The 13,583-nt window shown below is 63.7% G+C and carries 14 protein-coding genes; 9 read left to right on the top strand and 5 right to left on the bottom strand.

Translation table 11 applies throughout. The features are described 5' to 3' along the window. Nucleotides 1-36: 36 nt before the first annotated feature. From FQU74_RS04155 to FQU74_RS04130, 6 genes are all read left to right on the top strand, one after another. Nucleotides 37-2,220 carry a 3-hydroxyacyl-CoA dehydrogenase NAD-binding domain-containing protein gene (locus FQU74_RS04155; protein ID WP_146285160.1) on the top strand — a complete coding sequence of 728 codons (2,184 nt, stop codon included), beginning with the start codon at nt 37-39 and terminating at the stop codon, nt 2,218-2,220. Nucleotides 2,221-2,507: 287 nt separating this feature from the next. Further along, the gene (locus FQU74_RS04150; protein WP_170246192.1) at nt 2,508-3,011 is read left to right on the top strand and encodes a type III secretion system chaperone family protein; all 504 of its coding nucleotides are present in this window, start codon (nt 2,508-2,510) and stop codon (nt 3,009-3,011) included. A gap of 67 nt (nt 3,012-3,078) precedes the next feature. After that, nucleotides 3,079-3,888: a pyrroline-5-carboxylate reductase gene (proC, locus tag FQU74_RS04145; RefSeq protein ID WP_146285159.1), complete on the top strand. Its 810-nt coding sequence runs from the start codon at nt 3,079-3,081 to the stop codon at nt 3,886-3,888. After that, on the top strand, nt 3,885-4,220 hold the full coding sequence (locus FQU74_RS04140) for a tRNA-binding protein (RefSeq protein ID WP_146285158.1): 336 nt from the start codon (nt 3,885-3,887) through the stop codon (nt 4,218-4,220). The genes proC and FQU74_RS04140 overlap by 4 nt, the downstream gene beginning before the upstream one ends. Beyond that, the gene (locus FQU74_RS04135) at nt 4,220-5,167 is read left to right on the top strand and encodes a 2-hydroxyacid dehydrogenase (protein WP_146285157.1); all 948 of its coding nucleotides are present in this window, start codon (nt 4,220-4,222) and stop codon (nt 5,165-5,167) included. The genes FQU74_RS04140 and FQU74_RS04135 overlap by 1 nt, the downstream gene beginning before the upstream one ends. 7 nt (nt 5,168-5,174) lie before the next feature. Next, the gene (locus FQU74_RS04130; RefSeq protein ID WP_146285156.1) at nt 5,175-5,828 is read left to right on the top strand and encodes a sulfotransferase family protein; all 654 of its coding nucleotides are present in this window, start codon (nt 5,175-5,177) and stop codon (nt 5,826-5,828) included. A 3-nt stretch (nt 5,829-5,831) separates the two neighbouring features. Here FQU74_RS04130 and lepA read toward each other — a convergent pair whose 3' ends face one another. Further along, entirely contained in the window at nt 5,832-7,631 is a 1,800-nt protein-coding gene (lepA, locus tag FQU74_RS04125) for a translation elongation factor 4 (protein ID WP_146285155.1), read from the bottom strand. 319 nt (nt 7,632-7,950) lie between these two features. Here lepA and FQU74_RS04120 point away from each other — a divergent pair, with 319 nt between their 5' ends. Further along, the gene (locus tag FQU74_RS04120; RefSeq protein WP_146285154.1) at nt 7,951-8,262 is read left to right on the top strand and encodes a hypothetical protein; all 312 of its coding nucleotides are present in this window, start codon (nt 7,951-7,953) and stop codon (nt 8,260-8,262) included. A 43-nt stretch (nt 8,263-8,305) separates the two neighbouring features. On the opposite strand, the gene FQU74_RS04115 is transcribed toward FQU74_RS04120, so the two are convergent. Both FQU74_RS04115 and FQU74_RS04110 read right to left on the bottom strand, forming a co-directional pair. Continuing rightward, nucleotides 8,306-9,367, bottom strand: a complete 1,062-nt coding sequence (locus FQU74_RS04115; protein ID WP_146286202.1) for a quinone-dependent dihydroorotate dehydrogenase — start codon at nt 9,365-9,367, stop codon at nt 8,306-8,308. Nucleotides 9,368-9,378: 11 nt separating this feature from the next. Continuing rightward, on the bottom strand, nt 9,379-9,717 hold the full coding sequence (locus FQU74_RS04110; protein ID WP_146285153.1) for a DUF952 domain-containing protein: 339 nt from the start codon (nt 9,715-9,717) through the stop codon (nt 9,379-9,381). A gap of 162 nt (nt 9,718-9,879) precedes the next feature. Here FQU74_RS04110 and FQU74_RS04105 point away from each other — a divergent pair, with 162 nt between their 5' ends. Next, the gene (locus FQU74_RS04105) at nt 9,880-11,475 is read left to right on the top strand and encodes a bifunctional metallophosphatase/5'-nucleotidase (RefSeq protein WP_146285152.1); all 1,596 of its coding nucleotides are present in this window, start codon (nt 9,880-9,882) and stop codon (nt 11,473-11,475) included. Between the two features lie 37 nt (nt 11,476-11,512). Here the strand turns inward: FQU74_RS04105 and FQU74_RS19390 are convergent, their stop codons facing one another. Then, a complete protein-coding gene (locus tag FQU74_RS19390; protein ID WP_170246191.1) occupies nt 11,513-11,680 on the bottom strand; it encodes a hypothetical protein in 168 nt (55 codons plus the stop codon). A gap of 5 nt (nt 11,681-11,685) precedes the next feature. Continuing rightward, nucleotides 11,686-12,405 (bottom strand): DUF3108 domain-containing protein, encoded by a 720-nt coding sequence (locus FQU74_RS04100; protein ID WP_229704325.1) that lies wholly within the window; start codon nt 12,403-12,405, stop codon nt 11,686-11,688. Between the two features lie 157 nt (nt 12,406-12,562). Between FQU74_RS04100 and meaB the strand changes: the two genes are divergently transcribed. Further along, nucleotides 12,563-13,537, top strand: coding sequence for a methylmalonyl Co-A mutase-associated GTPase MeaB (gene meaB / locus FQU74_RS04095; protein ID WP_146285151.1), 975 nt, complete (start codon nt 12,563-12,565; stop codon nt 13,535-13,537). Nucleotides 13,538-13,583: the final 46 nt, after the last annotated feature.

Here is a 13,583-nt window from a genome sequence, read left to right as displayed (position 1 = left end):
CGCCCTGCCATCCCGGCACCCGAGAGGAGGACCACCATGACCGACTTCACCTATGCCGTTGACGCCGACGGCGTCGCCACCATCACCTGGGACGTGCCGTCCAAAAGCATGAACGTCATGTCGATGGAGGGGTTTGCCGAGCTGAACGCCCATATCGACACCGCCTTGGCGGATGCCGGTGTGAAGGGCGTGATCATCACCAGCGGCAAGAAGGATTTCGCGGGCGGGATGGACCTGAACGTGATCGCCCGCATGCGGGAGGGGGGCGCACAGGCGATCTTTGACGGCGTGATGCAGATGCATGGCGTGCTGCGCAAGATCGAGCGTGCAGGCATGGATGCAAAGACCCTGAAGGGGGCAAAGCCGATTGTCGCCGCGCTGCCCGGCACCGCGCTTGGCATCGGGCTAGAACTGCCGCTTTCGTGCCATCGCATCATCGCGGCGGACAACCCCAAGGCCAAGATCGGCCTGCCGGAAATCATGGTCGGCATCTTCCCCGGCGCAGGCGGCACCACGCGGCTTGTGCGCAAGATGGGCGCCATGGTTGCGGCCCCCTTCCTGCTGGAGGGCAAGCTGAGCGACCCGAAGGCGGCCAAGGCCGCGGGCGTGATCGACGAAGTGGTGGCCCCCGAAGACCTGCTGTCGCGCGCGAAAGAATGGGTGCTGGGCGCCAAGGATGCCGATCTGGTCAAGCCCTGGGATGCCAAGGGCTACAAGATGCCGGGCGGCGCCCCTTATCATCCGGCTGGCTTCATGACCTTTGTCGGCGCAAGCGCGATGGTCAACGGCAAGACCCAAGGGGTCTATCCGGCGGCCAAGGCGCTGCTATCGGCGGTCTATGAGGGCGCGCTGGTTCCCTTTGACACGGCCCTGAAGATCGAGGCGCGCCACTTCACCTCGGTCCTGATGAACCCCTCGTCCACCGCCATGATCCGCTCGCTGTTCATCAACAAGGAAGCGCTGGAAAAGGGCGCGAACCGGCCCAAGGTTGCCGACCAGACGGTGAAGAAACTCGGTGTCATCGGCGCGGGCATGATGGGTGCGGGCATCGCCTACGTCTCGGCCAACGCAGGGATCGAGGTCGTGCTGATCGACGCCACGCAGGAATCGGCGGATCGCGGCAAGGCCCATTCCGAGGGAATCCTCGACAAGGGCATGAAGCGCGGCAAGGTCACCGCCGAAAAGAAGGCCGAAGTGCTGGGCCGTATTACTGCGACCACCGATTATGCCGCCCTGTCGGGCTGTGACCTGATCGTGGAGGCCGTCTTCGAGGACCCGAAGGTCAAGGCCGAGGTGACTGCCAAGGTCGAGGCCGTCGTCGGTGCGGAATGCATCTATGCCACCAATACCTCGACTCTGCCGATCAGCAGCCTTGCCAAGGCCAGCGCCCGGCCTGCGCAGTTCATCGGCATCCACTTCTTCAGCCCGGTCGACAAGATGATGCTGGTCGAGATCATCAAGGGCCGCGAAACCGGCGAGGTCGCGGTCGCCAAGGCGCTGGACTTCGTCCGCCAGATTCGCAAGACGCCGATCGTGGTCAATGACGCGCGCTTCTTCTACGCCAACCGCTGCATCATCCCATATATCAACGAGGGCATCCGCATGGTTGCCGAAGGGGTCGAACCCGCGCTGATCGAGAATGCCGCAAAGCTGGTGGGCATGCCGCTTGGGCCGCTGCAGCTGGTTGATGAGACCTCGATCGACCTTGGCGTGAAGATCGCCAAGGCGACCAAAGCCGCGATGGGCGACGCCTATCCCGACGGTGCCGTCGATGAGGTGGTGTTCCGCATGGCCGATCTCGGCCGTCTGGGTCGCAAGGCAAGCGCGGGTTTCTATGCCTATGACGAAAAGGGTAATCGTCTGGGGCTGTGGGGCGGGCTTTCAGACGAGTGGCCGGTCAGCGAGGCCCAGCCCTCTCTCACCGAAGTGCAGCACCGGTTGCTGATGGCGCAGGTACTGGAGGCCGTGCGCGCGCTTGAGGATGGCGTTCTGACCGATATCCGCGAGGGCGATGTGGGCGCCATTCTTGGCTGGGGCTTTGCGCCTTGGTCGGGTGGTCCCTTCGGGTGGCTGGATATCCTTGGCGAGGCGCGCGCGGTCGAGATCTGCGAGGGTCTGACCGAACGCCACGGCGCACGCTTTACCCCGCCCCAGATGCTGCGCGACATGGCGGCCGATGGCCGGGGCTTCTACACCCCCGCCACACATAAGGCGGCCTGATCCGGGACTGACGGGGGGCTCTCTGCCCCCCCAAACGCCCGAGGGTATTTTCAGAATGAAAGATCAAGTGCGGACCGTCCGAAAGGCGGCCGCATTTGTCGTTTGCCTGGGTGGAATGGAGGGCAATGACTTATGCACAGAAGATTTGAGCATAAACATCTTTACAGGCTTCCGCTTTCGGCACACCATATCTAGTAAGGGCTGACCGGGTCTCTGCTGTCAGTTGCCCTTAATCCCAGCTTCTTGTGGATATCTCCGCAAGCAAGGCTGTATCGAGAGGTTCTGCCGTGTCGCTTGCCGAAGACCTGATGCTGGACGACGACCTTCACCCGATCGATCTGGTGGAGACCCTGGCATCGGACCACCAGTGGGAGTTTGACCGGGTCACCGATAACCAGATCGCCATGGCGGTTGAGGGCATGTGGCGCACCTACTCGCTGACGCTGGCCTGGTCTCCGTCGGACGAGACTTTGCGCCTGATCTGCACCTTCGAGATGGACCCGCCAGAGCATCGTCTGGTCGATGTATATGACGCGGTCAACCGCTGCAATGATCAGGTCTGGGTGGGCGCCTTCACCTACTGGGTCGAACAAAAGCTGATGGTCTGGCGTTATGGGCTGTCGCTATCGGGCGGGGCAACGGCGGGGCCGGATCAGATCAACCATATGATCTCGCAGGCGATTACCTCGTGCGAGCGGTTTTATCCGGCGTTTCAGCTGGTCGCCTGGGCAGACCGGACGCCGCTCGATGCCATGGGCATCGCCATGGCCGAGGCATATGGGCGGGCCTGATGGCCCCTGCCCCATTGCCGCCGTCAGCGCGGCCCCCTAATCTCGGCCCCGAGATCAGGAGGTTGGAATGCTTGAACGGATCACCGAACGCGGATTGGTACTGCTGGGCTGTGGCAAGATGGGATCGGCCATGCTGCAGGGCTGGCTCTCGCGGGGCGCGCCCCCCGGCGCAATCTGGGTGATCGAGCCGCGCCCCTCGGATTGGCTGAAATCCACGGGCGTGCATCTGAACGAGGGCGTGCCCGAACATGCCGCCGTCGTGGTTCTGGCGGTCAAGCCGCAGATGATGGGGGACGCCCTGCCCGCAGTATCCCGGCTGGGCGGTGGCGAGACGCTCTTCTTGTCGATTGCCGCAGGAACCACCATTGCCACTTTCGAATCGGCTTTTGGTGCCACATCCCCGATTGTGCGGGCCATGCCCAACACGCCGGCCGCCGTCGGGCGCGGCATCAGCGCGATCACCGGGAACGCTCATGCGGGCGAGGAAAGCCTCGCACTGGCCGAGGCCCTGCTTGCGGTTGTTGGTGACGTTGTCCGGCTTGAGGGCGAGCATCAGATGGATGCCGTGACAGCCGTATCGGGATCGGGCCCCGCCTATGTCTTTCACCTGATCGAAGCGCTTGCCGCAGCCGGCGTCGCCGAGGGGCTGCCTGCGGATCTGTCGATGCAGCTTGCCCGCGCCACTGTTTGCGGTGCCGGCGAGCTTGCGCATCAATCGCCCGAATCTGCGGCGCAATTGCGCATCAACGTCACCTCGCCGGGCGGCACAACGGCGGCGGCGCTTGGCGTGCTGATGGATGAGGAGACAGGTTTTCCACCATTGCTGCGACGCGCGGTCAAGGCCGCCGCTGACCGGGGACGGGAGCTGGGCAAATGACCATCACCTACGACGATTTCGCCCGCGTCGATATCCGCGTGGGCCGCATTACTCGCGCAGAGCCCTTCCCCGAGGCGCGCAAGCCTGCCTACAAGCTGTGGATCGACTTCGGGCCTGAGATTGGTGAGCGTCGGTCGTCAGCCCAGATCACCCGACATTACACGCTGGAAGAGCTGGTCGGGCGGCAGGTTCTGGGCGTGGTCAACTTCCCGCCCCGCCAGATCGGGCCGGTGCGATCCGAGGTGCTGGTTCTGGGCCTGCCTGACGCCGATGGCGAGGTGGTGCTTATTGGCCCCGGCCATGACGTGCCCCTCGGTGGAAGGATGTTCTGATGCGCCTTCTGATCACACGACCGCAGCCCGAGCGTGTTGTTGCACAGGCGCAAGAGCATTTCGACGTCACCCTGCGACAGAGCACCCAGCCCCTGTCTGATGCGGAACTCGTGCAATCGCTGGCAGAGTTTGATCTCATCATGCCCACGCTCGGTGATCGCTTTTCGGCCGCGGTCTTCGCGCAAGTGCCCGAACCTCGGGCACGGCTGCTGGCGAATTTCGGGGTGGGATACAACCACATCGACGTGGCGGCGGCGCGCGCAGCCGGCATTCCCGTGACCAATACGCCTGGCGCCGTGACAGATGCCACAGCCGATATTGCGATGACGCTGATCCTGATGACCTGCCGCCGCGCTGGCGAAGGTGAACGGATGCTGCGTCGTGGCGCGTGGGCGGGCTGGCACCCTACGCAGATGCTGGGCCGGCATGTGACTGGCCGCAAGGTCGGGATCATCGGCATGGGGCGCATTGGCCAGGCCATCGGTCGTCGCTGTCATTTCGGTTTTGGTATGGCGGTGATCTTTCACAACCGATCTGTCATCGACCCTGGTTTTCCGGCACAGCAGGTGCCGATGGCCGAGGCGCTGGCCGCAGATATCGTGGTCATCGCGGTTCCGGGTGGGGCCTCGACCCACCACCTGATTGACGCGCGCGCTCTGTCCCAGATGCGACCCGACGGCTTCCTGGTGAACATCTCGCGCGGGGATGTGATCGATGAGGCCGCGTTGATCGCCCATCTGCAAGCGGGCGGCATCGCAGGTGCAGGTCTGGATGTGTATGAGCACGAACCCCATGTGCCCGAAGCGCTGCGCGCGATGGAGAACGTGACCCTGCTGCCGCATCTGGGCACCGCCGCGCTCGAGGTGCGCGAGGCCATGGGTCTGATGGCGCTCGACAATCTGCTGGCCTTTGCCGAAGGGCGCCCCCTGCCCAATCAGGTGAACTGAGGCGGCGATGATCCTGTCGCGCGGGCGCCGGTTCATTTTCGTCCACATCCCCAAAACGGGCGGCACGGCGCTTGCGCTCGCGCTGGAGGGGCGGGCCATGAAGGATGATATCCTGATCGGCGACACCCCGAAGGCCCGCGCCCGGTCACGTCGCTGGCGCGGGGTCAAGGCGCATGGGCGGCTCTGGAAACATTCGACACTGGCCGATATCGCGGGGCTTGCCTCTGACGAAGAGATCGCGGGGTTTTTCACCTTTACGCTGGTGCGCAACCCCTGGGACCGGGCGCTGAGCTATTACAGCTGGCTGCGCGTGCAGGGATTCGCGCATCCGTCGGTGGCGCTGGCCAAGACCCTGCCCTTCGACGCCTTCTTGCGCCACCCGCAGATCCGCACCGCATTCCGGCTCTGGCCCGCGCGGGCCTATATGACCGACCGGACCGGCACCGAGCGCGCTTCGGCCTTTGTGCGGCTGGAGCATCTTGAAACCGACCTCGCCCCGGTCGAGGCGCATCTGGGTTTCCGCCTTGCGCCCCTGCCCCGCGCGAACGCATCAGACCGCCCGCGTGACTGGCGGGCGGCCTATACCGATGATCTGGCGCGGATCGTCGCCGAGGACTGCGCCGAAGACATCGCGCGCTTCGGCTATCGCTTTGATCCCTAGGGATCAGCTGTCCATCTTCAGCGCGTTGATGAAGGCCGACTGCGGGATCTCCACCTTGCCGAACTGGCGCATCTTCTTCTTGCCCTCTTTCTGCTTCTCCAGCAGCTTTTTCTTGCGGGTCGCGTCACCACCATAGCACTTGGCGGTCACGTCCTTGCGCATGGCGCTGATGGTTTCGCGGGCGATGACCCGACCGCCGATTGCGGCCTGAATCGGGATCTTGAACATGTGGCGGGGGATCAGCTCTTTCAGCTTTTCCACCATGACGCGGCCGCGCGATTCCGCGCGATCGCGGTGCACCATGATCGACAGCGCATCAACCGGCTCGTCATTGACGAGGATCGACATCTTAACAAGGTTGTCCTCGCGATACTCGCTGAGCTGATAGTCGAAGCTGGCATAGCCCTTCGTCACCGATTTCAGCCGGTCGTAGAAGTCGAACACCACCTCGGCCAGCGGCAGGTCATATTCCACCATCGCGCGGCTGCCCGCATAGGTCAGGTTCTGCTGGATGCCGCGACGGTCCTGGCACAGCTTCAGGATATCGCCCAGATATTCGTCCGGCACCATGATCGTGGCCTTGATGCGCGGCTCTTCGATATGGTCGATGTAGGTCAGGTCGGGCATGTCGGCGGGGTTGTGCAATTCACGCACCTCGCCATCCTTCATGTGCAGCCTGAAGACCACGCTGGGCGCGGTGGTGATCAGGTCAAGATCATACTCCCGCTCAAGCCGGTCTCGGACGACCTCAAGGTGCAGAAGGCCCAGAAAGCCCATGCGGAAACCAAAGCCGAGTGCGGCCGAAGTTTCCATCTCGTAGCTGAACGAGGCGTCATTCAGGGCGAGCTTTTCGATCGCGTCGCGCAGGGCTTCAAAGTCATTGGCATCAACCGGGAACAGGCCACAGAACACCACGGGCTGCGCGGGCTTGAAGCCCGGCAGGGGCTCGGCGCAGGGCTTGCGTTCATGGGTGATCGTGTCGCCGACACGAGTATCGCGCACCTGCTTGATGGATGCGGTCAGAACACCGATCTCACCCGGCCCCAGTTCGGCGATATCCACCATCTGCGGCTTCAGAACGGCCAGCTTGTCGATGCCATAGACCGCGCCGGTCTGCATCATCTTGACCCGGTCACCCTTCTTGATGACCCCGTCGATCACCCGGATCATGACCACGACGCCCAGATAGCTGTCATACCAGCTGTCCACCAGCATCGCTTTCAGCGGTGCATTCCGGTCGCCCTTGGGCGCGGGCAGGCGCTTCACAATCGCCTCAAGCACGTCAGGAATTCCAAGCCCGGTCTTGGCCGAGATCGGAATCGCGTCGGATGCGTCGATCCCGATCACATCCTCGATGTTTTCCTTCACCCTCTCGGGGTCCGCGGCGGGCAGGTCGATCTTGTTCAACACCGGCACGATGTCATGACCGGCATCGATGGCCTGATAGACGTTGGCAAGTGTCTGCGCCTCGACCCCCTGGCTTGCATCGACGACCAGAAGCGAGCCTTCCACCGCGCGCATGGAGCGGCTGACCTCATAGGCGAAGTCGACGTGGCCGGGCGTGTCGATCAGGTTCAGGACATAGGTGTGACCGTCCTTGGCGGGATACTCGATCCGCACCGTGTTGGCCTTGATGGTGATGCCGCGCTCGCGCTCGATATCCATACTGTCCAGGAGCTGCGCCTTCATGTCGCGCTCGGCCACCGTGCCCGTCATCTGGATCAGACGGTCGGCGAGGGTGGATTTGCCGTGGTCGATGTGGGCCACGATCGAGAAATTGCGGATGCGGTCAAGCTGGGTCATGGGCGCGGATATAGCCTGTAAGCACAGGGCCGGAAAGGGGGCATCCACAGGGCATCGCGCTATACCGTCAGGGGACTTGTGTTGCACGGTTGCGACAGAATCGCGCGGCTATGACCGCCTTCGGCACGTTACGGGCGGCCAGACGCAACCCATTGTGTCAGAGCGCAGGCCAACACCAGCCAATTGCGGCTGCGCAGCCGCATGAAGAAAAACCTGCAAACCACTTTGCTGCATTGAAAATTCGCACGGATGACGGCATAGTATCGCCCAATGAACCCAAGGCACGGCGGCGAACCGCCGGCGGTGTATGAGGCAGATCATGACGAAACCTTATCTGGCAGGCGCCTTTATTGGCCTCGCCATTTCCCTGACCGCAGGTCTGGCATCTGCAGGCCCCATTGAGCGCGCCTGCAATCGTTCGGGCAGCAACAACGCCAATCGCGCGACATGCAGCTGCATCCAGCAGGTTGCGGACTCGACCCTGCGCGGATCATACCAGCGCCGCGCGGCCAAGCTGATGAACGACCCCGATCTGGCGCATGAGGTCTGGATCTCCAAGCGCGAATCCGACGATGAGTTCTGGGAGCACTACAAGGCCTTTGGCGACGCCGCCGCCGCCTATTGCGGCTAAGCCGTAAGTTCCCGCGCCTTGCACAGGCGCGGGTTCCCCCGGATCACAACCAGCGGTCGCGCCCGGTGCCCACCGCATCGCTGACGCGGGCAAACCCCTCGCGCGCGGCAATCAACTCAAGCCCGCGCGCCAGTTTGGCCGCCAGCGAAATCCCTTCATAGACCATCGCAGTATAAACCTGCACGGCCGTGGCACCGGCCCGGATCTTCTCCCATGCCTGTTCGGGCGTGGTGATCCCGCCAACCCCGATCAGCGGCAGCCGGCCTTCGGTCAGACGCGAAAGCTGCGCCAGAACGCGCGTGGACTTTTCGAACAATGGCGCGCCGGAAAGCCCGCCTTTTTCGTCGCGATGTTCAGATTTCAAACCTTCGCGCGAAAGTGTGGTGTTTGTAGCGATGATCCCGTCGATCCCTGACGACAGTGCAACCTCGGCCACGTCCTCGATCTCGGCCGGGGTCAGATCGGGGGCGATCTTCAGGAACACCGGCACCGGACGGGACAGGCCTGCCCGAACCTCGACCACCCCGGCCAGAAGGCCCGCCAGCGCCGCACGGCCCTGCAGGTCGCGCAGGCGCTCGGTATTGGGGGAACTGACGTTCACGGTGGCGAAATCGACATGCGGTCCACAAGTGGCCAGCACCTCGGCAAAGTCGGCGGCGCGATCGGTGGAGTCCTTGTTCGCACCAAGGTTCAGCCCCACGGGCACCGGACCCTTGGGCCGAAGCGCCAGACGCGCCGCAATCTCGCAGGCGCCGTCATTGTTGAAACCAAAGCGGTTGATCGCAGCGCGATCCTCGGACAGGCGGAAAAGGCGCGGCTTGGGGTTGCCCGGCTGCGGCCGGGGCGTCGCGGCCCCCACCTCCAGAAACCCGAAGCCCGAGCGCATAAGGGGCGCCAGCGCCACCGCGTTCTTGTCGTAACCCGCAGCAAGCCCAACGGGATTGGGCAGCGCAAGCCCCGCCAGTCTGGTTTCCAGACGGGCCGACGTGATGACACCCGGCAGGCTTGCAAGCCCAGCCCTCAGCGCCCAAAGCGACAGCCCATGCGCCTTTTCGGGATCGCAACGATGCAGGGCGGCAAGGCCCAGCTTTTCGGTCAAGGTCAGGCCAGGAAGGCTCAAATCACACCCTCGGGAAAGATATGGCCAGAGACGCCCATGGGAAGCGACTTGTCCCAAAGCACGTCAGCCATGCGCAAAGGCCGGTAAAGATGCGGAAACAGCGCCCCACCCCGCGACGGCTCCCACTTCAGGTCTGCCCCCAGCGGTTCGGCGCGCACGGCAACCAGCACCAGATCACTTTCGGTCGAGAACCATTTGGCCGCGGTTTCCGCAACCTGGGACACGGTCGAAAAGTGAATGAACCCGTCAGCAAGATCGACCGGCGCGCCAAGTGTCTGACCGGCGGCACGAAATGCATCCCATTCGGGGCGACGGAAGATCTTGTAGATCAGCATGATGTCTCCATGCACCTAACGCGCCACGCGGTCAATCCTCAGGCATCTTTTCGCTGAACCTCGTCCAAGGGTCGCAAATCGCCAACAATCAGGACGCGAACGTTTGACGCAGGCACCAACTGCCCGCAGACTTTCAGTGTTCATTCAACTGGGAGTTTCAGCATGCGCATCCACCTTTTGATGGCAACGGCGGCGCTCGCGCTCTGCGCGGGCAGCGCACAGGCAGAGTTTTCCTTGCATGTCCTGCACATCAACGATTTTCACAGCCGGATCGAGCCGATCAACAAGTTCGACAGCACCTGCACGGAAAAGGACGCGGCTGAGGATGGCTGCTTTGGTGGCGTTGCGCGGGTAAAGGCGGCAATTGACGGGCTGCGCGACACGTTGCGCGCCGAGGGTCAGAATGTCATCGTTCTGGATGCAGGCGACCAGTCGCAGGGCAGCCTGATGTTCACCACCTATCACGGCGCAGCCGAGGCCGATTTCATGGCACAGATCGGCTTTGATGCCATGGCCATCGGCAACCATGAATTCGACAACGGCCCCGAGGGCGTGGCGACTTTTCTTGATCGCGTGAAGTTCCCGATCATCTCGGGCAATATCGACGTCAGCCAGAACAACATGCTGAAGGGCCGCGTTCAACGCTACACGGTGCTCGATGTCGGGGGCGAGAAGGTGGGCATCGTCTCTGCCCTTGCGACCGACACGCCCGAAACCGCCTCCCCCGGCCCGACGGTGATCTTCCGCGACGATATCGACAGCCTGAAATCAGACGTCGCCGAGCTTGAGGCCGCAGGCGTCACCAAGATCATCGCTCTGACCCATGTGGGCTACAAGCGCGACCAGGAGATCGCCGCCGCGGTGCCGGGGCTTGACGCGGTGGTGGGCGGTCACAGCCACACGTACCTTTCGGCGTCCGACCCCGAGGCGGCAGGTCCCTACCCCACCTGGGTTGATGGTCCGACCGGCAAGGTGCCGGTCGTGCAGGCCTATGCCTATTCCAAATACCTTGGCCATCTGGAGCTGACCTTCGACGATGCGGGCGTGCTGACCGCGGCCAAGGGTGACACGAAGCTGCTCGACAGCTCCATCACCCCCGATCCGGCACTTGAGGCGAAAGTCGCAGAACTGGCTGGCCCGATTGCCGAGTTGAAGAACCGTGTTGTTGCCGAAACGGCCGAAGCCATCGACGGCTCGCGCGATACCTGCCGGGCGGTGGAATGCCAGATGGGCAATCTGGTGGCCGAGGCGATGCTGGACCGCGTGGCAGCGCAGGGTGCACAGATCGCCATTGCCAACGGCGGGGGACTGCGCGCCTCGATCGACGCAGGACCAGTGACCATGGGTGAAGTCCTGACGGTTCTGCCGTTCCAGAACACGCTGTCCACCTTTACCGTCACAGGTGCGACCGTGATCGCCGCCCTGGAAAACGGCGTCAGCCAGATCGAGGAAGGCGCCGGGCGTTTTGCGCAGGTTGCGGGTCTGAAATACACTTTCGATCCGGCCCAGCCTGCGGGCAGCCGCGTCTCTGATGTCATGGTCAAGGACGGCGAGGCCTGGGTCGCCATTGATCCGGCCAAGGAGTATCTCGCCGTGTCGAACAACTATGTTCGCGGTGGTGGAGACGGCTACAAGATGTTCGTCGATGCGAAAGACGCCTATGACTTTGGCCCCGACCTTGCCGATGTGACGGCCGAGTATCTGGCGAAGAACGCCCCCTATGCGCCCTTTACCGACGGGCGCATCACCCGCAAGTAAGGGCCGACTGGCCCCGGCCTGGCCGGGGCCTCCCCTCTCAGGGCTTTTTCTTGGCCTCGGCCGCCGCCTTCATGCGGGCAATGAGCGTGGCCTTGTCGTCCTTTGATCCGAAGGGGTTCTTTTCGCCGCCCTTCTGGTTTTTCTCGTTGTACCGCGTCGGCGCTTTTTTTGCGCCTGCGACGGAGCCTGATTTGCTGTAATCCATAGCGCCTACCTTCTGACCAGCCGAGCCTTGCCATAAAGCGTGTCCATCGCGACCTCAACCACCTGCATCCGGTCTCCTGCAGGCGCATAGGTCAAAGTAAAGGGAAACCGCGTCCGTTCCGCCATATCATCCGGAGGGAAGCCGCCGATCCGCCGATACTCTCCGGCACAGACGACATTTGCGCCATCCGCCTTCGGGGCGCCCAGCACAATGGCCGTGGCGCGTCGACCGTCGAACATCTTCAGGTCCACGCCGCATTCCTGCCCCGGCGCCACGTCGCGCAAGGTGGCAAACATCGCCGTCAGCGGGTCGACGGTGCCCGCCTGCGTCGCGGGATCGACGTCATAAGGGCGCGGCTCGCGTGCGGGTTGGTAGCTGCGCACCGTGGGAACACCCTTCACCCATGACATGCTGGATTTGGACTGGCGTTTGCCGGTGTCCGCATCCTCGGTATAGGTGGTCGCGATATAGGTGCCCTTGTCAGTGATCACGCCACGGGCGGTGGCGTCATAGCGCACGGTCCGGATCAGCGCAGCAAGTCCGCCCGATTTCAGTTGGGCGCGAACGACATAGTTTCCGCCGGCCTCGCCTTCGCCCGCCCAGGCCAGACTGCCCGCCTTGATCCCGCGCAACACGAAATCGAACTGCGCCTCTTCGGCCCGCGCCGCACCAGACAGCGCCAGCGCGATGGCTGCGGCCGCCAGCATACGTATCGTCGAAACCATCCTGCCCGCTCCTGTAAAGGCACAGAGCGCGTCGCCTGCGCCGTTTGGCTACTGGAATATAGGGACGGTCTGGGGCATTACAGCGCAAAGCTGTCAGGATCGGCCCCTTCGTGCCGAATTGGCGCGCCCGAACTTGGCAAACTTGCGGAGCCGGCAGATGGATGTTTCAGCGCTTGCACAATCCGTGATCGCGGGCGACCGGCGGGCGTTGGCCCGCGCGATCACACTCGTGGAAAGCGCGCGCGAGGATCACCGTGCCGAGGCCCGCGTCCTTGTGGCCGAGGTGGCCAAGTCGGGGCGCGAGGCCCTGCGGATCGGCCTTTCCGGCACGCCTGGGGTGGGCAAGTCTACCTTCATCGAATCCTTCGGGTGCTTCCTGACAGGGCTTGGCCTGCGCGTTGCCGTGCTGGCGGTAGACCCCTCCTCGGCCCGGTCAGGTGGTTCGATCCTTGGCGACAAGACCCGGATGGAGCGGCTTAGCCGCGATCCGCGGGCCTTTATCCGCCCTTCGCCCAGTCAGACGCATCTGGGCGGTGTTGCCCGCCGCACGCGTGAGGCAGTCGCGTTGTGTGAGGGTGCAGGGTTTGACGTCGTGCTGATCGAAACCGTAGGCGTGGGCCAGTCGGAAACCATGGTGGCCGAAATGTGCGACCTGTTCCTGCTGCTGCTGGCGCCCGCCGGTGGCGACGAGTTGCAGGGCGTCAAGCGTGGTATCATGGAGATGGCCGACATCATTCTGGTGAACAAGGCCGATGGCGATCTGAAGCCTGCGGCATTGCGCACGCAGGCCGATTACGCCGGCGCCCTTCGCCTGTTGCGCCGCCGCCCGCAGGATCCTGAGGGTTTTCCCAAGGCACTGGCCGTCTCGGCGCTTGAGGAGAACGGGCTTGCCCAGGCATGGGACGAGATGGAGAGGCTGACCGCCTGGCGGCGTGAAACCGGGCACTGGCAGCGCCGACGCACCGAACAGGCCCGCCACTGGTTCGAGGAAGAGGTGCGCCACAGCCTTCTGGCCCGTCTGGCGCGCGAACCTCTGCGCGGGCTGATGGAGGGGCTGGGCGCAGCCGTGGGCCGGGGCGAACGCACGCCAGACGAGGCGGCGGCAGAACTGCTGGCCCATCTCGGTCGCTGAGGCGCGCCAAATCAATGCCGCATGTCCATGGTGAATCGCTTGACGA

This window comes from Gemmobacter aquaticus, assembly GCF_007859075.1.
GTDB classification, from domain to species: Bacteria; Pseudomonadota; Alphaproteobacteria; order Rhodobacterales; family Rhodobacteraceae; genus Gemmobacter; species Gemmobacter aquaticus.
The sequence above is the reverse complement of the archived record's forward strand: the minus strand, read 5'-3'. Positions and strand labels throughout refer to the sequence as shown.